General features: G+C 71.6%; 20 protein-coding genes. 11 read left to right on the top strand and 9 right to left on the bottom strand.

Features of this window, described 5'->3' with window-relative positions; translation table 11 throughout:
• Window positions 1-549 precede the first annotated feature (549 nt).
• Window positions 550-1,479, bottom strand: a complete 930-nt coding sequence (gene mshD, locus SSNG_RS18870; protein ID WP_007265467.1) for a mycothiol synthase — start codon at window positions 1,477-1,479, stop codon at window positions 550-552.
• A 139-nt stretch (window positions 1,480-1,618) separates the two neighbouring features.
• Between mshD and SSNG_RS18865 the strand changes: the two genes are divergently transcribed.
• Entirely contained in the window at window positions 1,619-3,436 is a 1,818-nt protein-coding gene (locus tag SSNG_RS18865) for a bifunctional metallophosphatase/5'-nucleotidase (protein ID WP_050779665.1), read from the top strand.
• Between the two features lie 94 nt (window positions 3,437-3,530).
• On the opposite strand, the gene SSNG_RS18860 is transcribed toward SSNG_RS18865, so the two are convergent.
• On the bottom strand, window positions 3,531-4,316 hold the full coding sequence (locus SSNG_RS18860) for an alpha/beta hydrolase (RefSeq protein WP_007265465.1): 786 nt from the start codon (window positions 4,314-4,316) through the stop codon (window positions 3,531-3,533).
• Between the two features lie 135 nt (window positions 4,317-4,451).
• Between SSNG_RS18860 and SSNG_RS18855 the strand changes: the two genes are divergently transcribed.
• Together SSNG_RS18855 and SSNG_RS18850 are read left to right on the top strand one after the other, a co-directional pair.
• Window positions 4,452-5,039 (top strand): TetR/AcrR family transcriptional regulator, encoded by a 588-nt coding sequence (locus tag SSNG_RS18855; RefSeq protein WP_007265464.1) that lies wholly within the window; start codon window positions 4,452-4,454, stop codon window positions 5,037-5,039.
• A 61-nt stretch (window positions 5,040-5,100) separates the two neighbouring features.
• Window positions 5,101-6,096, top strand: coding sequence for a phosphatidylinositol-specific phospholipase C (locus SSNG_RS18850; RefSeq protein ID WP_241695082.1), 996 nt, complete (start codon window positions 5,101-5,103; stop codon window positions 6,094-6,096).
• On the opposite strand, the gene SSNG_RS18845 is transcribed toward SSNG_RS18850, so the two are convergent.
• Genes SSNG_RS18845 through SSNG_RS18835 form a run of 3 tightly spaced genes read right to left on the bottom strand, consistent with a single transcriptional unit; the run spans window position 6,076 to window position 9,615 of the window.
• Window positions 6,076-7,575 carry a HAMP domain-containing sensor histidine kinase gene (locus tag SSNG_RS18845; protein ID WP_007265462.1) on the bottom strand — a complete coding sequence of 500 codons (1,500 nt, stop codon included), beginning with the start codon at window positions 7,573-7,575 and terminating at the stop codon, window positions 6,076-6,078. The genes SSNG_RS18850 and SSNG_RS18845 overlap by 21 nt on opposite strands.
• A complete protein-coding gene (locus tag SSNG_RS18840) occupies window positions 7,572-8,306 on the bottom strand; it encodes a response regulator transcription factor (protein ID WP_007265461.1) in 735 nt (244 codons plus the stop codon). Before SSNG_RS18840 ends, SSNG_RS18845 begins: the two co-directional genes overlap by 4 nt.
• A 52-nt stretch (window positions 8,307-8,358) precedes the next feature.
• A complete protein-coding gene (locus SSNG_RS18835; RefSeq protein ID WP_007265460.1) occupies window positions 8,359-9,615 on the bottom strand; it encodes a trypsin-like peptidase domain-containing protein in 1,257 nt (418 codons plus the stop codon).
• A gap of 326 nt (window positions 9,616-9,941) precedes the next feature.
• Between SSNG_RS18835 and SSNG_RS18830 the strand changes: the two genes are divergently transcribed.
• The 6 genes from SSNG_RS18830 (at window position 9,942) to pstB (ending at window position 17,885) form a co-directional block, all read left to right on the top strand.
• Window positions 9,942-12,269 carry an RNA degradosome polyphosphate kinase gene (locus SSNG_RS18830; protein WP_007265459.1) on the top strand — a complete coding sequence of 776 codons (2,328 nt, stop codon included), beginning with the start codon at window positions 9,942-9,944 and terminating at the stop codon, window positions 12,267-12,269.
• Window positions 12,250-13,209, top strand: coding sequence for a CHAD domain-containing protein (locus tag SSNG_RS18825; RefSeq protein ID WP_007265458.1), 960 nt, complete (start codon window positions 12,250-12,252; stop codon window positions 13,207-13,209). The genes SSNG_RS18830 and SSNG_RS18825 overlap by 20 nt, the downstream gene beginning before the upstream one ends.
• 532 nt (window positions 13,210-13,741) lie before the next feature.
• Window positions 13,742-14,881 (top strand): phosphate ABC transporter substrate-binding protein PstS, encoded by a 1,140-nt coding sequence (pstS, locus tag SSNG_RS18820; protein WP_007265457.1) that lies wholly within the window; start codon window positions 13,742-13,744, stop codon window positions 14,879-14,881.
• Window positions 14,882-15,006: 125 nt separating this feature from the next.
• Complete coding sequence (gene pstC, locus SSNG_RS18815; protein WP_007265456.1) at window positions 15,007-15,996, top strand: phosphate ABC transporter permease subunit PstC; 990 nt, start codon at window positions 15,007-15,009, stop codon at window positions 15,994-15,996.
• Complete coding sequence (pstA, locus tag SSNG_RS18810; protein WP_007265455.1) at window positions 15,996-17,078, top strand: phosphate ABC transporter permease PstA; 1,083 nt, start codon at window positions 15,996-15,998, stop codon at window positions 17,076-17,078. The genes pstC and pstA overlap by 1 nt, the downstream gene beginning before the upstream one ends.
• A gap of 30 nt (window positions 17,079-17,108) precedes the next feature.
• Window positions 17,109-17,885, top strand: a complete 777-nt coding sequence (pstB, locus tag SSNG_RS18805; protein WP_007265454.1) for a phosphate ABC transporter ATP-binding protein PstB — start codon at window positions 17,109-17,111, stop codon at window positions 17,883-17,885.
• A 115-nt stretch (window positions 17,886-18,000) separates the two neighbouring features.
• Here the strand turns inward: pstB and SSNG_RS18800 are convergent, their stop codons facing one another.
• Both SSNG_RS18800 and SSNG_RS18795 read right to left on the bottom strand, forming a co-directional pair.
• Window positions 18,001-18,999, bottom strand: a complete 999-nt coding sequence (locus SSNG_RS18800; protein ID WP_007265453.1) for an inorganic phosphate transporter — start codon at window positions 18,997-18,999, stop codon at window positions 18,001-18,003.
• Window positions 19,000-19,004: 5 nt separating this feature from the next.
• A complete protein-coding gene (locus tag SSNG_RS18795; protein ID WP_007265452.1) occupies window positions 19,005-19,625 on the bottom strand; it encodes a DUF47 family protein in 621 nt (206 codons plus the stop codon).
• Window positions 19,626-19,819: 194 nt separating this feature from the next.
• Between SSNG_RS18795 and SSNG_RS18790 the strand changes: the two genes are divergently transcribed.
• A complete protein-coding gene (locus SSNG_RS18790) occupies window positions 19,820-20,134 on the top strand; it encodes a metal-sensitive transcriptional regulator (protein WP_042801353.1) in 315 nt (104 codons plus the stop codon).
• 65 nt (window positions 20,135-20,199) lie between these two features.
• Here SSNG_RS18790 and SSNG_RS42185 read toward each other — a convergent pair whose 3' ends face one another.
• Both SSNG_RS42185 and SSNG_RS18785 read right to left on the bottom strand, forming a co-directional pair.
• Window positions 20,200-20,352, bottom strand: a complete 153-nt coding sequence (locus tag SSNG_RS42185; protein WP_165364948.1) for a hypothetical protein — start codon at window positions 20,350-20,352, stop codon at window positions 20,200-20,202.
• 147 nt (window positions 20,353-20,499) lie between these two features.
• Window positions 20,500-21,336 carry a hypothetical protein gene (locus SSNG_RS18785; RefSeq protein WP_007265449.1) on the bottom strand — a complete coding sequence of 279 codons (837 nt, stop codon included), beginning with the start codon at window positions 21,334-21,336 and terminating at the stop codon, window positions 20,500-20,502.
• Between the two features lie 503 nt (window positions 21,337-21,839).
• On the opposite strand from SSNG_RS18785, the gene SSNG_RS18780 reads away from it, so the two are divergent.
• Window positions 21,840-22,082, top strand: a complete 243-nt coding sequence (locus SSNG_RS18780) for a hypothetical protein (RefSeq protein ID WP_007265447.1) — start codon at window positions 21,840-21,842, stop codon at window positions 22,080-22,082.
• Window positions 22,083-22,202: the final 120 nt, after the last annotated feature.

The following is a 22,202-nucleotide window of genomic DNA, read 5'->3' as shown; positions in this document are numbered from 1 at the left end:
GGATTCCTGGGCTGCTCTGTTCGTCCTCTCGTGCAGGTATCAGCCACGGGCGGTCGTCGGACGCTGAGAAATGAGGAGCGCGTAGCGATCTGTCGCGCCCGTCGGATTCCCAGGGGGCTCTGTTCGCCCTCTCGTGCGGGTAGCCGGGCCTCGGCTCGGGATCTCGGCTGCTGAGGGCCCGGATGCTCGGCCGGCCGACGCCCGGCTCCGCCGTCTCATCGCTGAGGGAGCCGCTCCTCCAACGTTGGACCGTGCCGTTTCTTTGGGGGTTTCCCGGCAGTCTTTCGGCTTTCCGGGGCGGGTCGGTCTGTCAAGGGTCGCCGAAGGCGATCGCGTAGCGACGCGACGAAGGAGCGCCCTTTACAGGCCGGCACGACACGGAAGGACGATGGGACTGACGGGAAGCCCCCAATCCGCTCTGAGACCGCCCGAGGGGATCCCGCTCCCCCGGCCACCGGCCCGCAGACAAGGGGGCGGGTGGGCAAACACCGCTCGACCCCACGGGGTCGAGGGGGAGATAGCGGGCCCGAACCGGATCGGCCCCAGGGCTCAGCTCTCCGTCCGGTACATCAGGTCGATCTCGTGCGTCGCGAAGCCCAGGCCCTCGTACACCGCCAGGGCCGCCGGGTTGTCCGCGTCGACGTACAGCATCGCCGTCGGCAGGCCGGACTCCGCCAGGTGGCGGAGGCCGATGGCGGTGAGGGCCTTGCCCAGGCCGCCGCCCTGGGCGCCCGGGCGGACGCCGACCACGTAGACCTCGCCCAGCTGCTCCTCGGCGTGGACCTTCGTCCAGTGGAAGCCGACCAGTTCGCCGTCCCGCTCCGCGAGGAAGAAGCCCTTGGCGTCGAACCACGGCTGCGCGATCCGGTCGTTCAGGTCCCGCTGCGTGAGCGCGCCCTGCTCCGGGTGGTGGGCGAAGGCGGCGGCGTTGGCGGCGAGCCAGGCGGTGTCGTCCTGGCCGGGCACGAAGGTGCGGACGGTCACGCCGGCCGGGAGGACCGGGTCGGGCAGCGGGGCGGCGTCGGGGCCCAGGGGGCGGCGCAGCTGTCGGAGTTCGCGGAAGAGGGTCAGCCCGAGCACCTGGGCCAGGTGCCGTGCGGCGGACTTGCCGCCGTGGGCCCACACCCGGATCCGCTTGCCGGAGGCGTGCAGCAGGGCGGTGCCCAGGGCCCGGCCGTAGCCGCGTCCGCGCAGGGCGGGGTGGATGACGAGTTCGGCGGCCGGGGCCTCCACCGGGTCGGTGTCCTCCAGCTGCCCGTACCCGCACAGCCGCCCGCCGTCGGTGAGGAGGAAGTGCCGGATCCCCTCGCGCGGTCCGCCGCGCAGCTGGAGGCGGCCCTGTTCGGAGACGGCGGTGGTGCCGTCGGTGCGGGCCGCCTCTCCGATCAGGTCCAGTACGGAGTCGGCCTGCTCCTCCGTCAGCTCGTCGAGGATCTCAATCTGCCGTCCCGGCTCCAGGGCCGCTGCTGCGTCAGTCATGCTCCGAGCCTACGGCGCGCCGCCCGACGGCCGCGCGTAACCAGCTCGCAACCCGCTACCCCCTGTCGTGCTACGCGCGTTGACCATAGGCTGCGGGCACCTCCCAAAATGTTGTCTCGCTGTCCACAAAGGGGAATAAATGTCAGCGAAGCCACAACGGCCCCGTACGGCCCGCCGGTTGACCATCGGCGCTCTCGCCCTCACGGCGGGCGCCGGCGCGATGGTCGCCGCCGCACTGCCGGCCGGTGCCGCGAGTGGTGGCGGTACGCCTCCCAAGGCGCGCACCGTCGACGTACAGATGCTCTCGTTCAACGACTTCCACGGCACGCTGGAGCCCCCGCAGGGCTCGTCCGGCACCGTGAGCGAACGTCAGGCAGACGGCACCACCAAGGCCATACCCGCAGGTGGCGTCGAGTACCTCGCCACCAGCCTGCGCGAGGCCCGCAAGGGCCACCCGTACTCCGTCACGGCCGCAGCCGGTGACATGATCGGCGGCAGCCCGATGCTGTCCGGTCTCTTCCACGACGAGCCCACCGTCGAGGCGCTCAACAAGCTGAACCTCGACGTGTCGAGCGTCGGCAACCACGAGTTCGACGAGGGCAGGACCGAGCTGCGCCGGATGGCGTACGGCGGTTGTCACCCGACCGAAGGCTGCTTCGAGTACGGCAAGACCTTCACCGGGGCGCAGTTCCAGTACCTCGCCGCGAACGTGACGGACGAGAAGACCAAGCGTCCGCTGATGTCGCCCACCTTCGTCTGGAAGAAGGGGGACGTGAAGATCGGCTTCATCGGCGTCACCCTGGAGGGCACGCCGGACGTCGTCACCGCCGAGGGCGTCAAGGGCCTGAAGTTCGGCGACGAGGTCGAGACGATCAACAAGTACGCGGCCGAGCTGAACAAGCAGGGCGTGAAGTCGATCGTGGCGCTGATCCACGAGGGCGGTCTGCCCGCGAGCGGCGCGTACAACTACGACTGCGACGTGCCGGGCGCCGGCGCGGGCATCTCGGGTGCGATCGTGGACATCGCCAAGAACGTCGACCCGAAGGTCGACGCGCTGGTGACGGGCCACACGCACCAGGCGTACAGCTGCAACATCCCGGACCCGGCGGGCAACCCCCGTACGGTGACCTCGGCCGCCTCCTACGGCCGGCTGTTCACGGACACCACCCTCACGTACGACCGGGCGACGAAGGACATCGTCCGGACGCCGGTCCTGTCGCCGAAGCCGGTGAACAAGATCGTCGGCCGTGAGCAGCCGAAGGCCGCGGACATGTCCGAGCTGATCACCCGCTGGAAGGCGCTGGCCGCTCCGGTGGCGAACCGTCCGATGGGCTACATCTCGGCCGACATCCCGGGCCGCGGTTCGGAGTCGCCGGAGAAGCCGCTCGGCGACCTGATCGCGGACGCGCAGCTGGAGGCCACGGCTCCGGCGGACAAGGGCGGCGCGCAGCTGGCCATCATGAACCCGGGCGGCATCCGTGCCGACCTGGCCTACAAGGCCGCGGGTGAGGAGGGCGACGGTGTCGTGACGTACGGCGAGTCGTACACGGTGCAGCCGTTCAACAACCTGATGAACGTCGTGGACCTGACTGGCGCGCAGCTGATCACCGCGCTCCAGCAGCAGGTCAGCGGTACGGTCAACGGCCCGAACCCGAAGATCCTCCAGGTCTCGAAGGGCTTCACGTACACCCTGGACATGACGAAGACGGGCGCGGACCGGATCGTCGTGGACTCGGTGAAGCTGAACGGCGCGGCAATCGACCCCGCCAAGACCTACCGGGTCGTGATGAACGAGTTCCTCGCGGGCGGCGGTGACGGCTTCACCGTCCTGAAGGAGCACAAGAACAAGCTGGTGGGCGCGTCGGACCTGGACGCCTTCAACGCCTACCTGGCGAAGTCGACGGCGGCGACCCCGATCGCCCCGCCGGCGGCGGACCGCATCAAGGTCGTCAAGTAGCAGGACACGAGCAGTACGAGCAGTACGCACGTCCCGAGGGGGCGGTGGGCCGGTATCGGCCCGCCGCCCCCTCGGGCTTTGGCGGTGCGGGGTGTCAGAGGGTCGCCAGGAACTTCCCGACGGCCGCGTGGAAGCCCTCCGGGTCGGTGAAGGGGACGAAGTGGTCGCCCTCCAGGGCCGTGTACGAGGTGCCCGGGCGCCGGCTGACCATGGCGTCGGCGACGTCCTGGGTCAGCGCCTGGCTCTGGCGGCCGTGGACGAGCAGGGCCGGGCAGGGGCTCGCCGTCCAGGTGTCCCAGTGGTCGCCCGCGCAGGCACGGATGGAGTCGAGCATGTCCTGCCCGTGGAACGCGAGCCGCCAGCCGCCGCCGGCGGCGAGCGGGCGTACGCCGTCGGCGACGAAGGGCAGGGCGGCCGGGTCGACGGCGCCGAGGAGTTCCTCGCGGGTGGGCGCGGAGTAGGGCAGGGCGCCGAGGAAGTCGAACCACTGCGGGCCGGCGGGGATGTCGACGGCGACGGTGGCGTCGACGCCGATCAGGGCGCCGACCCGGTCGGGGTGGGCGGCGGCCAGGTGGTAGGCGTTGAGACCGCCGAGGGAGTAGCCGAGGACGGTGACGGGCTCGCTGAGCCCGAGGTGGTCGAGGAGGGCGACGGCGTCGGCGACGTACCCCTCGCGGCGGTAGTGCGGGGCGCGGTCGGAGTCGCCGTGGCCGCGCTGGTCGGGGGCGATGACCCGCCATTGGTCGCCCAGGGCGGCGGCGAGGCCGGTGAAGGCGGCGGCTTCGGACATTCCGCCGTGGAGGGCGAGGAGCGGTCGGCCGGTGCCGCCGAAGTCCAGGTACGAGAGGGTGCGGCCGTCGATGTCCAGCGTGTCGCGCATGGTTCGTTGTCCCCGTTTCCGTTGCCCGTGGTGGTTGCGGGCCTCACTCTGCCAGCGTTTGGGCAGGCGCGCAATACGCTCGTCTTGGGCGCGTGCCCAACCCTGGGCGGGAGGGGCGCGGATACCATCCGGACCATGGGAAATCGCGAGGACCTGCTGGCCGGCGCGCGCCGCTGCCTTGAGGAGAAGGGCTACTCGCGCACGACCGTGCGCGACATCGCCACGGCGGCCCAGGTGAGCATGGCCGCGATCGGCTACCACTTCGGGTCCCGCGAGGCGCTGCTCAACCAGGCACTGTTCGCCGCCATGGACGACTGGGCCGCCGGCTCCGGCCGGCTCACCGGCCAGGGCGACACCCCGGCGGAGCGGTACGGCGACACCTGGGACCGCAAGATCCGCGACTTCCTCGACATGCGCTGGCTGTGGATCGCCAACATCGAGGCCTTCGTCCACGCCCAGTCCTCGCCCGAGCTGCTGGCGATCCTGGCCGAGGGGCAGCGCCGCTCCCGGCGGATGGTGGCCGCGCACCTGGCCGGGGTGTCCGAGGAGGCGGTGACCGACGAGGACGTACGGGCCCTCGGGTCGGTGCACCTCGCACTGCTGAGCGGGGTGATGGTGCAGGCCCTGACCGACCCCGGGCAGGCGCCGACGGGGGCCGAGCTCACCCAAGGGCTGCGCAGGATGGTCGAGTTGCTGGAAGAGCCCGCACCTACCGACGGGTAGCAAACACCGGTCCCGCACGCCATAATCCGGTCCCATCGACGGGTCGGCGAAGGGGCGGGGCATGGACATGGGCAGAGGCACGGGCACGGGCACGGGCACGGATGCAGGCACGGGTACGCGTACGCGTAGGCGTCCGGGAGCACGCGCGGCCACGGGCACACGCACGGCACCGGACCGGCGGGCCTTCCTCGCCGGCGCCGCGGCCGTCGGAACGGGCGCTCTCCTCGGACTCGGCGCGGCGGCACCGGCCTCAGCGGCCCCGGCCCCCGCCGCCAAGGCCCTCGGCACCCAGGACTGGATGGCCGGCCTCGCCGACTCCACCGCCCTCCAGCGGATGACCATCCCCGGCACCCACGACTCCGGCGCCACCAAGGGCGGCCTCTACGTCGCCTGCCAGAACACCTCCATCGCCCAGCAGCTCGACTCGGGCATCCGCTTCCTCGACGTCCGCTGCCGGGTCACGGGCGGCTCGTTCGCCATCCACCACGGCGCGTTCTTCCAGGACCTGATGTTCGGCGACGTCCTCGCCGCCTGCCGGGACTTCCTCGCCGCGCACCCCTCCGAGACGGTCCTGATGCGCGTCAAGCAGGAGTACTCCACCGACTCCGACACCGCCTTCCGCGCGGTCTTCGACGACTACCTCGACCACCGCGGCTGGCGCCCCCTCTTCCGGATCGCCGACACCCTCCCCACCCTCGGGCAGGCCCGCGGCAGGGTCGTCCTCCTCGCCGACAACGCCGGCCTGCCGGGCCTGCGCTACGGCGACGGCGGCGTCTTCGACATCCAGGACGACTACAACACCGAGCCCTTCGCCAAGCGCGTCCGCATCGAGGACCACTTCCGCAAGGCCGTCCGGGAGCCCGGCCGGCTCTTCGTCAACTACGTCAGCACCGCCGCGTACATGCCCCCGCGCTGGAACTCCGACCGGCTGAACCCGCAGGTCCACGGCTTCGTCGACGGCTCCGAACTCACCGGCCGCACCGGCCTCGGCATCGTCCCGATGGACTTCCCGAACACCCGCTCCGGCCTGGTCGCCTCACTGCTCCGGCACAACTGACGGCCACGGCGGCCCCGGTGGCCCCGGCGGCCCCGGCGACGGCTGCCCCGGCGACGGCTGCTCCGACGGCGGCGGCGACGGCGCGCCCGGGATGCGCAGCACCGCCTCCGTGCCGCCCGCGCCGTCCGCGGCGGCGCGCAGCTCGGCGCTGCCGCCCGAGCGGGCCGCCGTACGGGCCACGATGGACAGGCCCAGCCCGCTGCCGGGCAGGGCGCGGGCGGTCTCGGAGCGCCAGAACCGCTCGAAGACGTGCGGGAGGTCCTCGGGCGGGATGCCCGGCCCGTGGTCGCGTACGGTCAGCTCGCCCGCGCGCAGCGAGACCTCGACGGCAGCGCCCGGCGGGCTGAACTTGACGGCGTTGTCCAGCAGGTTGACCACCGCCCGTTCCAGCGCCGCCGCCTCGCCCCGTACGTACCAGGGCTGCAGGGCGGAGCCGAACCGCAGCTCGGGTCCGCGCAGCCGGGCCCGGGACAGCGCCGAGGCGGCGATGTCGTGCAGGGCCACCACCCCGAGCGGGGCGTGCGGGGCCGCGTCCGGGCGGGACAGCTCCTGGAGGTCCCCGATCAGCGCGGCGAGTTCCGTCATCTGCGCCTTGACCGAGGCGAGCAGCTCCCGGCGGTCCTCGGGCGGGATGGCCCGGCCGGTCTCCTCGCTGCGCGCGAGCAGCTCGATGTTGGTGCGCAGCGAGGTGAGCGGCGTACGCAGCTCGTGTCCGGCGTCCGCGATCAGCTGGGCCTGGCGTTCCTGGGAGGAGGCGAGCGCGGCGGTCATCGCGTTGAAGGACCGCGACAGGCGGGCGATCTCGTCGTCGCCCTCGTCCGGGATGCGCACGGTCAGGTCCTCGGTGCGGGCGACGTGCTCGACGACACCGGTGAGCTCGTCCACGGGCCGCAGCCCCGTCCGGGCCACCCACAGGCCGGCCGCGCCCGCGCCGACGACCCCTATGCCGGAGACCAGGAGCAGCACCCAGGCCAGGGTGGACAGGGGCTTGTCGATGTCGGCGAGGGGCTTGGCGATGGAGATCCCGAAGGTCGGCCCGCCGGTGGTGAGGCGCCGGCCGATCGTGTAGACGCGCATCCTGTCGCCGTCGGCGGTGGTGGCGTCGTGCAGCCGGGCGCTGCTGCGGGCCGCCGCGACGTCCTTGTCGGTCTGCGTGGCGGGCAGGTCGGTCCGTCCGCTCACCCAGCAGCGGCCGCCCTCGGCGGTGACGATCTGCACGGTCGCGTTCAGGTCGCCGGCGATGTCCATCTGGTTCGGCGGTGGGCGCAGCGTGCAGCCCTCGCGCAGGGTGCGGAGCACCTGCTCGCTGGGGTCGGTGGCCATCAGGGACTGGTTGAGCTGGTCGTTCAGCTGCGCCCGCACCATCACCCAGGACGCCCCGGCCACCGCCGCGACGGCGACGGCGACCGCGACGGTGACGAGCAGTGCCAGCCGGGAGCGCAGCGGCAGCGCGCGGAACCGGTCGGCGGGACCCGTCATTCGGGTCCGCCCTCGCCGGCGCGCAGGACGTACCCGACCCCGCGCACGGTGTGCACGAGGCGCGGCTCGCCGGCCGCCTCGGTCTTGCGGCGCAGGTACATCACGTACACGTCCAGGGAGTTGGAGCTGGGCTCGAAGTCGAAGCCCCACACGGTCTTGAGGATCTGCTCGCGGGTCAGCACCTGGCGCGGGTGGGCCAGGAACATCTCCAGCAGCGTGAACTCCGTACGGGTCAGTTCCACCGGCCGGCCGCCCCGGGTGACCTCGCGGGTGGCGAGGTCCATGCGCAGGTCGCCGAAGGCGAGGGCGTCCCCGGCCGGTTCCGGGCCGGCGGCGGGGGCGGCGTAGGAGCTGCGGCGCAGCAGGGCGCGCACGCGGGCGAAGAGCTCGTCCAGTTCGAACGGCTTGACGAGGTAGTCGTCGGCGCCCGCGTCGAGGCCGGTGACGCGGTCGCCGACGGTGTCGCGGGCGGTCAGCATCAGCACCGGGGTGACGCTGCCGGAGGCGCGCAGCCGGCGGGCGGCCGTCAGGCCGTCCATCCGGGGCATCTGGATGTCGAGGACGATCAGGTCGGGGGCGTACGCGGCCGCCTGGTCGAGGGCGTCGAGCCCGTCGACGGCGGTCCGCACCTCGTACCCCTCGAAGGCGAGGCTGCGGCGCAGGGCCTCGCGCACGGCCGGCTCGTCGTCGACGACGAGGATGCGCTGCGGGTCGCCTTCGGCGGGATTCATGGTCGGGGTCCCCCAGGGGTGGTGGTCGGTGCGCGGGGCACGTCCCAGGGTGTCAGAAGGAGATGCCGAAGCCGTTGCCGCTGCCGCTGCCGTCGGAGCCGTTGTTCTGGCTGCTCCCGCCGCCGCCGCTGCCGCCCTTGCGGAGGGAGTCGAGGTCGGCCTTGATCGTGTTGACCGGGATGGCGAAGCCGAGGCCGACGCTGCCGGCACCGGCGCCGTCGCTGGAGGGCGAGTAGATCGCGGAGGGCATGCCCACGATCTCGCCGTTCATGTTCACGAGGGCGCCGCCGGAGTTGCCGGGGTTGAGGGAGGCGTCGGTCTGGACGGCCTTGTACGAGGTGGTGCTGGAGCCGGTGTCGCCGTTGAACTGCTGCCCGTCGTAGGAGAACGGCCAGCCGCCGCCGCGCTGCCGCTGCGGGCTCTGCTGCCGGCCGTCCTCGGACTTCGGCACGTTCACCTCGCGGTTCAGCGCCGAGACGATCCCGCTGGTGACGGTGCCGGTGAGGCGGTCGGGGGAGCCGATGGCGACGACCTGGTCGCCGACCTTGAGCCGGTCGGAGTCGCCGAGCTTGGCGGGCTTGAGTCCACTGGCGCCCTGGAGCTTGATGAGGGCGAGGTCCTTGCCGGGGTCGGTCCCGACGATCTTGGCGGGGTACTTCTTGCCGTCGCTCGTCGTCACCTGGATCTCGGAGGCGCCGTTGACGACGTGGTTGTTGGTGGCGATCTCGCCGTCGGCGGTGAGCACGATGCCGGAGCCGGTGCCCTGGCCGGAGCCGGTGCGGGTGTCGATGCGGACGACGGACGGGCTGACCTGCTCGGAGACGCCGGAGACGGTGCCGTTGCTGGACTGCGAGACGTTGGTGCCGTTCACGCCGCCGACGACGGCGCCGGCCTGGCCGAGGAACTGCTGCACGGCGACGGCCGTTCCGCCGCCGACCACGGCCGCCGCGAGGGCGACGGCGGCGAGCAGCGCGACGGGCCGCTTGGCGCGGGCCGCGTGCGCGGGGCCGGCCGGGCCGGCGGCGGCCGCGGAGCCCCAGGCGTCCCACCCGCCACCCCTGCCGCTGCCGCTGCCGCCGTCCGCCGGGACGGTCTCGCCCTGGATGACGGGCGGCTGGTGCGCCTCGTGCCACCCCGGAGCGGGGGCGGCCGCCGCTGGCGGGTACGGGGGCGGCGGCGGATAGCCGGCGGCCCCGGCGTCCCGCGCCAGCCGCTCGCGCCCCCGCTGCCAGTCGTCCCCGAAGGGCGCGTTCCGGGCCGGGCCGTTCTCCTGGGGGTACTCGCCTTCGCGGCGGAAGCTCTCGGTCATGTCTCCGACTCTGCCCACGGATCATGAAAGCTTTCTGAATCCCGGCTGAGAAGCCCGACAGAACCGCGTATGCCCGAAATAAGGACCGGTGCACCGCACCCGGCCGCGCGATGTTCCGAACACGTTCAAACCAGCGGGGAGCATCCGCTCACGGCCCGGGCGGACGGCCGCCGGTCAGCGGTCGCCGCCCCCGACCCTAGAAGCCATACGCCATTAACCGGGCATTCAGACGTGCTTGCGAGCCTCACGTCATGCAGCCCCGACTCCGCCTCACGGCAGACCCTTCCGACGCGCCTGTCCTGCCGCGTGCGCGGAAGAATGGAGTCATGAGCCACCAGCCCAGCGCAGGCCCCACCGAGGTCCCCGCACAGCACTCGTCTCACGCTCCCGCAACCGGAAACGCGACCGGAAACGCCACCGGCACCGGCACCGGCAAAGAGGCCGGCGGCGACAGCGGCGCCAAGCCCCGCCTCGGCTCCATAGCCGCCCACCGGCCCCACGCCGCCCGCGTGACCGGCCACGTCGACCTCGATCCCGACCTCGACGCCGACCTGGACGCCTACGAGGACAAGGACGACACCGGCGAGCTCCCCGCGAACCGGTTCCTCGACCGGGAGCGCAGCTGGCTGGCCTTCAACGAGCGGGTGCTCGAACTCGCCGAGGACCCCGCGACCCCGCTGCTGGAGCGCGCCAACTTCCTGGCGATCTTCGCGAGCAACCTCGACGAGTTCTTCATGGTCCGCGTCGCCGGCCTCAAGCGCCGCATCGCGACCGGCGTCGCCACCCGTTCGGCCTCAGGCCTCCAGCCCCGTGAGGTGCTGGACCTGATCTGGACCCGCTCGCGCGAGCTCATGGCCCGCCACGCCGCGTGCTTCCAGCACGACATCGCCCCCCAGCTCGCCGAGGAGGGCGTCCACCTCATCCGGTGGCCCGACCTCACCGAGAAGGAGCAGGCGCGGCTCTTCACCCTGTTCCGCAACCAGATCTTCCCGGTGCTCACCCCGCTGGCCGTGGACCCCGCGCACCCGTTCCCGTACATCTCCGGCCTCTCCCTCAACCTGGCCGTCGTCGTACGCAACCCCGTCAGCGGCCACCGCCACTTCGCCCGCGTCAAGGTGCCGCCGATCCTCTCCCGGTTCCTGGAGGCCTCCCCGCAGCGCTACGTCCCCCTGGAGGACGTCATCGCCGCGCACCTGGAGGAGCTGTTCCCCGGCATGGAGGTGCTCGCGCACCACATGTTCCGCGTGACCCGCAACGAAGACCTCGAAGTGGAAGAGGACGACGCCGAGAACCTCCTCCAGGCCCTGGAGAAGGAGCTCATGCGGCGCCGCTTCGGGCCGCCCGTCCGCCTGGAGGTCGAGGAGTCCATCGACCCCGGCGTCCTGGACCTCCTCGTACAGGAGCTGAACGTCAGCGCCGCCGAGGTGTACCCGCTGCCCGGCCCGCTCGACCTGACCGCCCTCTTCGGGATCGCCTCCCTGGACCGGCCCGAGCTGAAGTACCCGAAGTTCGTCGCCGGCACCCACCGGGACCTCGCCGAGGTGGAGTCCGCGTCCGCGCCCGACATCTTCGCCGCGCTGCGCGAGCGCGACGTGCTGCTGCACCACCCGTACGACAGCTTCTCCACCTCCGTACAGGCCTTCCTGGAACAGGCCGCCGCGGACCCGGACGTCCTCGCGATCAAGCAGACCCTGTACCGCACCTCCGGCGACTCCCCCATCGTCGACGCACTGATCGACGCCGCCGAGTCCGGCAAGCAGGTCCTCGTACTCGTCGAGATCAAGGCCCGTTTCGACGAGCAGGCCAACATCAAGTGGGCACGCAAGCTGGAGGAGTCCGGCTGCCACGTCGTCTACGGCCTCGTCGGCCTCAAGACGCACTGCAAGCTCTCCCTCGTCGTCCGCCAGGAGGGCGACACCCTGCGCCGCTACAGCCACGTCGGCACGGGCAACTACCACCCCAAGACCGCCCGCCTCTACGAGGACCTCGGCCTGCTCACCGCCGACCCCCAGGTCGGCGCGGACCTGTCCGACCTCTTCAACCGGCTGTCCGGGTACTCCCGCCGCGAGACCTACCGCCGGCTGCTGACCGCCCCCAAGTCCCTGCGCGACGGGCTGATCTCACGCATCGACAAGGAGGCCGACCACCACCGGTCCGGCCGCCCGGCGTCGGTCCGGCTGAAGATGAACTCGATCGTCGACGAAGCCCTCATCGACTCCCTCTACCGGGCCTCCCGGGCGGGCGTGCCCATCGACATCTGGGTGCGCGGCATCTGCGCCGTGCGCCCCGGCGTCCCCGGCCTGTCGGAGAACATCCGGGTCCGCTCGATCCTCGGCCGCTTCCTGGAGCACTCCCGGGTCTTCGCCTTCGGCAACGGCGGCGAGCCCGAGGTGTGGATCGGCAGCGCCGACATGATGCACCGCAACCTCGACCGCCGCATCGAGGCACTGGTCAGGGTCACCGACCCGGCCCACCGCGCGGCCCTGGACCGGATGCTGGAGACCGGCATGTCCGACGCCACCTCCTCCTGGCACCTGGGCCCGGACGGCGAATGGACCCGGCACAGCACCGACGCCGAAGGCCAGCCGCTGCGGCACGTACAGGAGATGCTCATAGACGCCCGGAGGCGCCGGCGTGGCTCTGCCAAACCATGACGACCTGACCGCAGGTGACGTGCTCGGCGTCTACCTGCGGTCCCAGGCCACCGCTTTCCTGCGCGCGCTGCGCCTGCACGAAGCCGGCGCGGCGGGCGGCTCCGCCGCCGACGCGGCGGAGAGCAGCGAGGCGGCGTACGGGCTGCGGGGCGCGGCGCGCCGGATCGCCGGATCGCTGAGCACGTTCCGGGCGGTCACCGAGACGCGCTGGGCGGACTCGCTGCGCACGGAGCTGGTCTGGCTGTCGTCCACGCTGGCCGACGAACACGCCTACGCCGCCCGGCTGTCCCGGCTGATGGAGGCCCTGCAGCGGCTGTCGGGGTCCCCCGACCTGCCGGCCCCGCGGGGCGCGGCGGGCGCGCCGGGCGCCCTCACGGTGGGCTCGGCGCGGGCCGGCGCCCTGCTGGAGCGGCAGCTCACGCTGGCGCGCACGCGGGCGCACTCGGCCACCCTCCAGGCCCTCGGGTCCTCCCGCTTCCACGCGGTCGCGGACGCGGTGGCGGTGCTGGCCTCGGAGGTGCCGCTGGACGCGGTGGCGGCGCGGGGCCGGGTCGCGGACGTGCTGGAACCGCTGGCGGAGGTGACCGCCACCCGGCTCGCGGGGGCCGTCTCCGCGCTCCCCGCCGCGCAGGGCACCCCGTACGCGGCACACGAGGACGCATCCTGGCACGAGGTGCGCCGGCTGCTGCGGGTGCACCGGTACGCGCGGGAGGTGCTGGGCGGGGACGTGGCCCGGCTCTCGGCGGCGGGAGAGGCACTGGACCTCCACCGGGACGCCTCGGAGGCCGCCACCGCCTCGGCGGCGGCCGCCCGCACCCCGCGGATCGCGCCGGCGACGGCGTACGCGCTGGGCGTGCTCCATGCCGACCAGCGCCACGCGGTGGAGGCGGCCCGCCGCTCGTTCCACCACATCTGGCACCCGGCCCCCGCGGTCCCGTAGCCGCCCCACTGCCCGGGGCCGCTGCCATTTCGCGCAGCGGAATTCCAGCCCGCGCGGCGTTTGAGCGCACCGGGCGCGGAGCGTCCGGTACCGGGGTCCGGGGCGGAGCCCCGGGGAACGGTGGAAGGGCGGGTAGGGGACCGGCCCCGCGCAGCGGCAGCCCGCGCCCGGCGCCGCCCGCCCCGGTCTGAGACGCTGGACGGGGCGGGCGGCGCCCCGGACACCGGCGAAATCCGGCCACCCCGCCCGGCCAGGGCAACGGCCCCGAGCGGGTAACAGCGGCATAACGGCCGGATAACGCCCGATTGCGCCCGGGTACAAACCACCCCATCCGCACCGGGCCGTCCGCCATGGTTCACCCCCCGTTCACCAAGCGCGGTCGACCGCTTCACCTGTTCTGCCTAATTTCGGTAGCGCACGGTGCGAGCCGAACGGGATTACACGGCGCCGCACCACAGCAGCCCGTAGTCCTCTTCGCACGCCGCCCCGAAACAGAGACCGGCCGGCGGCTCCTCGGAAGGAACACCCGAAAGTGAAGCTTCAGCGCAAGAACCGGCTTCGTGCCTCCGCCCTCGGGGCCCTCGTCGTGTCCGGCGCCCTGGTCCTCACGGCGTGCGGCTCGGACGACAACACGAAGACCGGCGCCGACGGCACCACCAAGGCCTCGGCCCCGGCGCCCGGCGACATCAAGTGCGAAGGCGCCAAGGGCAAGCTCCTCGCCTCCGGCTCCTCCGCGCAGAAGAACGCGGTGGACCTGTGGGTGAAGAACTACATGGCCGCCTGCTCCGGCGTCGAGGTGAACTACAAGTCCTCCTCCTCCGGTGAGGGCATCGTCGCCTTCAACCAGGGCACCGTCGGTTTCGCCGGCTCGGACTCGGCGCTGAAGCCCGAGCAGGTCGAGGACTCGAAGAAGGTCTGCACCGGCGGCCAGGGCATCAACCTGCCGATGGTCGGCGGCCCGATCGCCATCGGCTTCAACGTCTCCGGCGTGGACAAGCTGAACCTGGACGCCGCGACCCTCGCGAACATCTTCAACGACAAGATCAAGAAGTGGGACGACGAGGCGATCAAGAAGCTGAACCCCGGCGTCACGCTTCCCTCCACCGCCATCCAGGCCTTCCACCGCTCCGAGGACTCCGGCACCACCGAGAACCTCGGCAAGTACCTCAAGGCCGCCGCCCCCGACGCCTGGACCTACGAGGCCGCCAAGAAGTGGCCGGCCCCCGGTGGCCAGGCCGCCTCCGGCTCCGCCGGTGTCGCCTCCCAGGTCAAGGCCGTCGACGGCGCGATCGGCTACTTCGAGCTCTCCTACGCCACCTCGCAGAGCATCAAGACCGTCGACGTCAACACCGGCGCCGGCGCCCCGGTCAAGGCCACCCCGGAGAACGCCTCCAAGGCCATCGCCGCCGCCAAGGTCACCGGCACCGGCTCCGACCTGGCCCTGAAGCTCGACTACACCACCAAGGCCGAGGGCGCGTACCCGATCGTCCTGGTCACCTACGAGGTCGTCTGCGACAAGGGCAACAAGGCCGAGACCCTCGGCACCGTGAAGTCCTTCCTCGAGTACACCGCCTCGGACGCGGGCCAGAAGGTCCTCACCGAGAACGGCTACGCGCCGATCCCGGCCGAGATCAACACCAAGGTCCGCGAAGTCATCAAGTCGCTGGCCTAGCAACACCCGCCCGGCCCGGGCCGATCCGCTGATCGGCCCGGGGCCCGGGACCCTCCCCCTCCACCCGGGGGAAATCCGGTGCACCGCCGCCAGGGGGCCCGCCCCCCACACAGACCGGAAAGACCATGGCTTCCACCACACCCACCCGCATAGAACCGGCTCCGCCGGTCTCCAGGAGCGCGAGGTCCACCGGCCGTGCCGGTGACAAGATCTTCGCCGGCCTCTCCAAGGGCTCCGGCGTCCTGCTCCTGGCGATCATGGCGTCGATCGCCGTCTTCCTCACCTACCGCGCCTCGATCGCGCTGTCGAAGAACGAGGGCAACTTCCTCACCACCTTCGACTGGAACGCGTCGGCCAACCCGCCCGTCTTCGGCATCGCCGTCCTGCTCTTCGGCACCGTCGTCAGCTCGATCATCGCGATGGCCATCGCGGTTCCGATCGCCGTCGGCATCGCCCTGTTCATCTCGCACTACGCGCCGCGCAAGCTGGCCGCGCCCCTCGCGTACGTGGTCGACCTGCTGGCCGCCGTGCCGTCGATCATCTACGGCATCTGGGGCGCCCTCTTCCTGGTGCCGCAGCTGAACGGGCTGAACCTCTGGCTCGACGAGTACCTCGGCTGGACCTACGTCTTCGACAAGACCCAGGTCGGCGTCGCCCGCTCGCTCTTCACCGTCGGCATCCTGCTCGCGATCATGATCCTGCCCATCGTGACCAGCGTCAGCCGCGAGGTCTTCCTCCAGGTCCCGCGCATGAACGAGGAGGCCGCCCTGGCCCTCGGCGCGACCCGCTGGGAGGTCATCCGCATGTCGGTGCTGCCCTTCGGCCGCTCCGGCGTCATCTCCGCCTCGATGCTCGGCCTCGGCCGCGCCCTCGGCGAGACCATGGCCGTGGCCACCGTCCTCTCCCCGAGCTTCCTGATCTCGCTGCACGTCCTGAACCCCGGTGGCGGCACCTTCGCGCAGAACATCGCCGCGAAGTTCGACGAGGCCAACGAGTTCGGCCGTGACGCGCTGATCGCCTCCGGCCTGGTCCTCTTCCTGCTCACCCTGCTGGTCAACGGCGCAGCCCGCCTGATCATCGCCCGTCGCAAGGACTTCTCGGGGGCGAACGCCTGATGAGCCACGCACTCCAGGACCACCGGCCCGCTCCGGCCCGCAAGTCCTCCTCCCCCGCCGGCCTGACCCGCGGCGGCCTGCCCCGCTGGGCACCGGCCGGCATCGCGGCCCTCTCGGTCGCCCTCGGCTGCGGCACCGGCGTCGCCGCCGACCTGCACAGCAAGGTCCAGTGGGGCCTGATCTCGGCGCTGTTGTTCGTCGCCGTCACGTACGTTGCCAGCTCGGTCGTCGAGAACCGCCGCCAGGCCAAGGACCGCGTCGCGACCTCCCTCGTGTGGGTCTGCTTCGTCCTCGCGGTCATCCCGCTGCTCTCGCTGATCTGGACCACCATCAGCCGCGGCGCCAAGGCCCTCGACGGCGCCTTCCTCAGCCACTCGATGAACGGCGTCACCAGCTTCGAGCAGGGCGGCGGCGTCTACCACGCGCTGCTCGGCACCATCGAGCAGGTCGCCCTGGCCACCCTGATCGCCGCGCCCATCGGCCTGCTGACCGCCGTCTACCTGGTCGAGTACGGCAAGGGCCGCCTCGCCAAGGCCGTGACCTTCTTCGTCGACGTCATGACCGGCATCCCCTCCATCGTCGCGGGCCTGTTCATCCTCACGACCTGGAACCTGGCGCTCGGCTTCGGCCCCTCCGGCTTCGCCGGCTCGATGGCCCTGTCGATCCTGATGATGCCCGTCGTGGTCCGCTCCACCGAGGAGATGCTCAAGCTCGTCCCGAACGAGCTGCGCGAGGCCGCCCTCGCCCTCGGCGTCCCGAAGTGGCGCGTGATCCTCAAGGTCGTTCTCCCCACCGCCATCGGCGGCATCGCGACCGGCGTCATGCTGGCCATCGCCCGCATCGCCGGCGAGACCGCCCCGATCATGCTGCTGGTCTTCGGTACCCAGCTGATCAACGGCAACCCCTTCGAAGGCGCCCAGTCCTCGCTCCCCCTCTACATCTGGGAGCAGTACAAGGTCGGCAGTGAGGCCTCCTACGACCGGGCATGGGCCGCAGCGCTCGTCCTGATCGCCTTCGTCATGATCCTCAATCTGGTGGCCCGCGGCATAGCCCGCTGGAAGGCCCCGAAGACCGGTCGCTGACGCGACTGTATGAAAGCGAAGTGACCCCTCATGGCCAAGCGAATCGACGTCAGCGGCCTCTCCGCCTTCTACGGCACCCACAAGGCCATCGACGACATCTCGATGACCGTGGAACCCCGCTCCGTGACGGCCTTCATCGGCCCCTCCGGCTGCGGCAAGTCCACCTTCCTGCGCACCCTGAACCGCATGCACGAGGTCACCCCCGGCGGCCGCGTCGAGGGCAAGGTGCTGCTGGACGACGAGAACCTGTACGGCCCCGGCGTGGACCCGGTCGCGGTCCGCCGCACGGTCGGCATGGTCTTCCAGCGCCCCAACCCCTTCCCCACCATGTCGATCTTCGACAACGTGGCGGCGGGCCTGCGCCTCAACGGCAGCTACAAGAAGTCCGAGCTCACGGACGTCGTGGAGCGGTCCCTCAAGGGCGCCAACCTCTGGAACGAGGTCAAGGACCGCCTGAACAAGCCGGGCTCCGGCCTCTCCGGCGGCCAGCAGCAGCGCCTGTGCATCGCCCGCGCCATCGCGGTCGAGCCGCAGGTCCTGCTGATGGACGAGCCCTGCTCCGCCCTCGACCCGATCTCCACCCTCGCCATCGAGGACCTGATCGGGGAGCTGAAGGAGCGCTTCACGATCGTCATCGTGACGCACAACATGCAGCAGGCGGCCCGCGTCTCCGACCGCACCGCCTTCTTCAACCTCGCCGCCGTCGGCCAGCCCGGAAAGCTGATCGAGATCGACGACACGGACCGGATCTTCTCCAACCCGTCCGTCCAGGCGACCGAGGACTACATCTCGGGCCGCTTCGGCTAAGCACCGAACCCCGCCTGGACGTCCTGCGGTGCTGCATGGCGGTGCCACCGCAGGGCGAAAGAAAAGGGCCGGCTCCCCCTGGGTGGGGGGAGCCGGCCCGCTTTCACATCCGCGCTCAGACGAACGCCAGGTTCACGATCCAGAAGCTGACCGCCGCCACCAGCGCAGCCGCCGGCATCGTGATGAACCAGCCGAGGATGATGTTCTTCGCGACGCCCCAGCGGACCGCGTTCACCCGCTTGGTCGCGCCCACGCCCATGATCGCCGAGGTGATCACGTGGGTGGTGGAGATCGGCGCGTGGAAGAGGAACGCCGAGCCGAACATGATCGAGGCACCGGTGGTCTCCGCCGCGAAGCCCTGCGGCGGGTCCAGCTCGATGATCTTGCGGCCGAGCGTACGCATGATGCGCCAGCCGCCCGCGTACGTACCCAGCGACAGCATCACGGCACAGGCGATCTTCACCCACACCGGGATCGGGTCGCCGGCCGCCGACACGTCCGCGATGACCAGGGCCATCACCACGATGCCCATCGTCTTCTGCGCGTCCTGGAGACCGTGGCCGAGCGCCATGCCCGCCGCCGAGACCGTCTGCGCGATACGGAAGCCGCGCTTGGCCTTGTGCGGGTTGGCCCGCCGGAACATCCACAGGATGACGACCATCACCAGGTAGCCGACCACCAGGCCGACGACGGGCGAGACGAACATCGGGATGACGACCTTCTCGACCACGCCCGACCAGATCACCTCGGTCCCCCCGGCCAGCGCCGCGCCCACCATGCCGCCGAACAGGGCGTGCGAGGAGGACGAGGGCAGACCGAAGTACCAGGTGATCAGGTTCCAGACGATCGCGCCGATCAGGGCCGCGAACAGGATCCACATGCCCTTGTTGCCGTGCGGCGTCTCGATCAGGCCCTCACTGACCGTCTTGGCCACTCCGCTGCCGAGGAAGGCACCGGCCAGGTTCATCACGGCGGCCATCGCCAGCGCCGCGCGCGGCGTCAGGGCCCGCGTCGAGACGGAGGTCGCGATGGCGTTCGCCGAGTCGTGGAAGCCGTTCGTATACGTGAAGCCGAGCGCGACACCGATGGTCACGACCAGCGCAAAGGTGTCCACGAGGTTCAGGACTCCTTGACGGCGATGGTCTCCACCGTGTTCGCGACGTGCTCGAACGCGTCGGCGGCCTCTTCGAGGACGTCGACGATCTGCTTCAGCTTCAGCACCTCGATGGCGTCGTACTTGCCGTTGAAGAGCTGTGCGAGCAGCTTGCGGTGGATCTGGTCGGCCTGGTTCTCGAGACGGTTGACCTCGATCCAGTACTCGGTGAGGTTCTCCATCGTCCGCAGGTGCGGCATGGCCTCGGCGGTCAGCTCGGCCGCCCGCGCCAGCACCTCGATCTGCTGCTCGACGCCCTTGGGCAGCTCCTCCACGTTGTAGAGGACGACCAGGTCGACCGCTTCCTCCATGAAGTCCATGATGTCGTCGAGCGAGGAGGCGAGGCTGTAGATGTCCTCGCGGTCGAACGGCGTGATGAAGGACGAGTTCAGCTGGTGGAAGATCGCGTGCGTGGCGTCGTCGCCCGCGTGCTCCGCCGCCCGCATCCGCTCCGCGATCTCGGCCCGGGCGGAGGGATCCGCTCCGAGCAGTTCCATCAGGAGCTTGGAGCCCGTGACGATGTTGTCCGCGGATGCGGCGAACATGTCGTAGAAGCTCGTCTCCCTGGGGGTCAGACGAAATCGCACGTGAGGTCCTCGGGGTGCATTGGATTCGGTCAGGCTGATGCTAGGCGCATCCCCCGGCCACGGCTAACCGGCGGTTCCCCAGTGTCCTCCATCAGGCAGAGTGGGCGTTACGGACCCCTGTCCCCCCGGCCTGGGCGAAGTACCCTATACCCATGAGGGGTATAACCCCCTCTTTCCGGACCACGGGAGGACCGATGACCACCATCGAGGCGGAGGGCTCCGGAGCCGTCCACGGCTACCACCACCAGAAGGACGAGCACCTCAAGCGACTGCGCCGGATCGAGGGCCAGATCCGCGGCCTCCAGCGCCTCGTCGACGAGGACGTGTACTGCATCGACATACTCACGCAGGTCTCGGCCAGTACGAAGGCCCTCCAGTCCTTCGCCCTCCAGCTGCTGGAGGAGCACCTGCGCCACTGCGTCGCGGACGCCGCCGTCAAGGGCGGCACGGAGATCGACGCGAAGGTGGAGGAGGCCACGAAGGCCATCGCCCGCCTGCTGCGCAGCTGACGGCCTCCCGCCCGCGCCGGCCCCCCGGACACCGTCCGGGGGCGCAGCCCCGGAGGCCACCGCGGCTATGGGCAGACGCTCATCAGCACTTCGTCGATCCGGTCCTGGCTCAGCCGGTCCTCGGCCGCCGCCGAGGCCGCGATGATCAGTTCACCGCACAGCTCGATCTCGGCGAGCGCCACGTGATCGTGCACCGACATGCCGCCTGCGGGAGTCACGCGTGTCACCCCTCTCTGCCGTCCTCGCCCGTCGGCGCTCGGCATCCCAGCCTAGGGAGCGGGCCCCGTTCCGCGCATGACACGGATGGACCATTTCCGGATAGCGGCGCCATGGCCCGGAGGCACCGCTTGAGCCCGCCCGGACGGCTACTCGGCGATCTTCCCGGCGTAAATGTCCCCGCTTGGGGGCAATACGACGGTCACCGGAGTCCCGAACCCGTAGAGCAGCGTGGTCGAGGAGACATCGATCACGCCATTCTTGACGTAGGTGAAGCGGTGCCGGACCTTGCGCAGCCGACCCTCCTCGTCGAGGTAGGCGTCGAAGGGGACGCTGTCCTTGCTGAACCCTTTCGCCGCTGCCTCCAGGGCTCCCTTGACGCCCGGCGAGGCGCTCTGCGCGGCCCGCGCGATGTCCGTCGTACCCCGGTAGTGGCGCACCTTGGTGCCGGCCAGGTCGGTCTCGCCGACGTACGTGACCTCCTGCGCGCCCCGCAGCAGCTCGGCCGCGGCCACCGGGTCGGTGGCGCCGCCGGTGACGAGGTTCCCGTCGGAGAGGGTGGCGGTGTCGAGGCGGACCCACTTGTCGTCGGGGACTCCGGCTCCCCGGTTCTTCATGTAGAGCGCGCCGGGGACGAGCAGCTCGGTGATGGGCCGGTGCTCGGGCTGCCCCTTCACGTCGGCGGGGAGCATCACCAGCAGCTGGCCCATCCGCTTGCGGAAGTCGACCCCGCCCTCGCCCCGGATGGTCACCCGGGTGCCGCCGGTGGCCATCTCCATGGCGGTACGGGTCTGCGCGCTCCCGGCGGCGGTCAGCGCGTCGGCGGCGCCGCGGACCGCGGCGGCCGGGTCGCCCGGCGGCCGGTCGTCGCGGGCGCCCTTCGCGCTGCCGCCGCCCGGGCCGCTGCCGCCGTCGGTGCCCGTGCCGCTCGCCGCGCCGCACGCGCTGAGCGCCGCCACGGCCACGGCCGCACAGACGGCGAGCACCGCCTCACCCGCACGCCTTCTCCGTCGCCTGTGCTGGTGCACCACCATCGCCTGCCAACCCCCAACGCGTGACCGCTGTTTGCCCGAGGCCCCCACCCGCTCCGGTTAACGAGGTCCGGGGTTTCCCGTAACGGGCCGCCGAGTTCCGGGGGTCGTACCGGGCGCGCCCGGGCCCGGGTACCGTGGAGGGGTGGACCCGCACACCAAGGCGACCCCGGTCGCTCCGCTTACCGCTGTGCCCGACCCGCGAGACCACGCGGAACCGGCTCAGCCGCCCGTCGGCCACTCCACCAGCACCGCGGAACGCGGCTCGTTCTGCCTGGCCGTGTGCAGCTGCGGCTGGACGGGGCCGGCCCGCCGCTCCCGTGACCTGGCCCGCAGGGACGCCGGCAGACACACCTCGGGATAGCGCGGAATCCCCCTCCCTCCCTCCTTCCTTCCCTCCCTCCTCCGTTCGGACGTCCCGGCTGGCCGGGGGCCCCGGGAGCGGTTGCGCTGGTTCCATGCCAGGTACCGCACGCTCCCTCGCCGCCCTCTGCTGGACGCTGCTGCTCGTGCTCACCCCGGCCGCGGCGGCCTGGGCCCGCCCGGTGGGCTCGGCGGACGGGCCGGCCGACGTGGCGCTGGCCATCGGGGTCACGACCGCGGCCGCCGTGGCGACCGGGCTGTGGCTGCGTTACCGCTACCGCCGAGAGGGTACGGAGACGGAGCATCGGGGCCGTCGGGGCGAGGGCGGCGACCAGTGACCCCGCGTTCCCGGCCGACGGCGGTGCGGCTGTGCTTCGGCGCGGCGGGCCTGTGCCTGCTGGTGGCGCTCCTGCTGGCGCTCTGGAACCCGTAGGCGAGCGCCGGTGCGGGCCAGGGGG

This window comes from Streptomyces sp. C (assembly GCF_000158895.1).
GTDB classification, from domain to species: Bacteria; Actinomycetota; Actinomycetes; order Streptomycetales; family Streptomycetaceae; genus Streptomyces; species Streptomyces racemochromogenes.
This window is presented reverse-complemented; position numbering and strand designations above follow the sequence as displayed.

Excerpts from the sequence above, each read along its gene's own strand:
- SSNG_RS18780 (WP_007265447.1), top strand. The coding sequence starts at position 21,840 with ATGCCAGGTACCGCACGCTCCCTCGCCGCCCTCTGCTGGACGCTGCTG.
- SSNG_RS18840 (WP_007265461.1), bottom strand. The coding sequence starts at position 8,306 with ATGAATCCCGCCGAAGGCGACCCGCAGCGCATCCTCGTCGTCGACGAC.
- mshD (WP_007265467.1), bottom strand. The coding sequence starts at position 1,479 with ATGACTGACGCAGCAGCGGCCCTGGAGCCGGGACGGCAGATTGAGATC.
- pstC (WP_007265456.1), top strand. The coding sequence starts at position 15,007 with ATGGCTTCCACCACACCCACCCGCATAGAACCGGCTCCGCCGGTCTCC.
- SSNG_RS18860 (WP_007265465.1), bottom strand. The coding sequence starts at position 4,316 with ATGCGCGACACGCTGGACATCGACGGCCGCACCCTCTCGTACCTGGAC.
- SSNG_RS18790 (WP_042801353.1), top strand. The coding sequence starts at position 19,820 with ATGACCACCATCGAGGCGGAGGGCTCCGGAGCCGTCCACGGCTACCAC.
- SSNG_RS18855 (WP_007265464.1), top strand. The coding sequence starts at position 4,452 with ATGGGAAATCGCGAGGACCTGCTGGCCGGCGCGCGCCGCTGCCTTGAG.
- SSNG_RS18845 (WP_007265462.1), bottom strand. The coding sequence starts at position 7,575 with ATGACGGGTCCCGCCGACCGGTTCCGCGCGCTGCCGCTGCGCTCCCGG.
- SSNG_RS18850 (WP_241695082.1), top strand. The coding sequence starts at position 5,101 with ATGGACATGGGCAGAGGCACGGGCACGGGCACGGGCACGGATGCAGGC.
- pstA (WP_007265455.1), top strand. The coding sequence starts at position 15,996 with ATGAGCCACGCACTCCAGGACCACCGGCCCGCTCCGGCCCGCAAGTCC.
- SSNG_RS18830 (WP_007265459.1), top strand. The coding sequence starts at position 9,942 with ATGAGCCACCAGCCCAGCGCAGGCCCCACCGAGGTCCCCGCACAGCAC.
- SSNG_RS18865 (WP_050779665.1), top strand. The coding sequence starts at position 1,619 with ATGTCAGCGAAGCCACAACGGCCCCGTACGGCCCGCCGGTTGACCATC.
- pstB (WP_007265454.1), top strand. The coding sequence starts at position 17,109 with ATGGCCAAGCGAATCGACGTCAGCGGCCTCTCCGCCTTCTACGGCACC.
- SSNG_RS18835 (WP_007265460.1), bottom strand. The coding sequence starts at position 9,615 with ATGACCGAGAGCTTCCGCCGCGAAGGCGAGTACCCCCAGGAGAACGGC.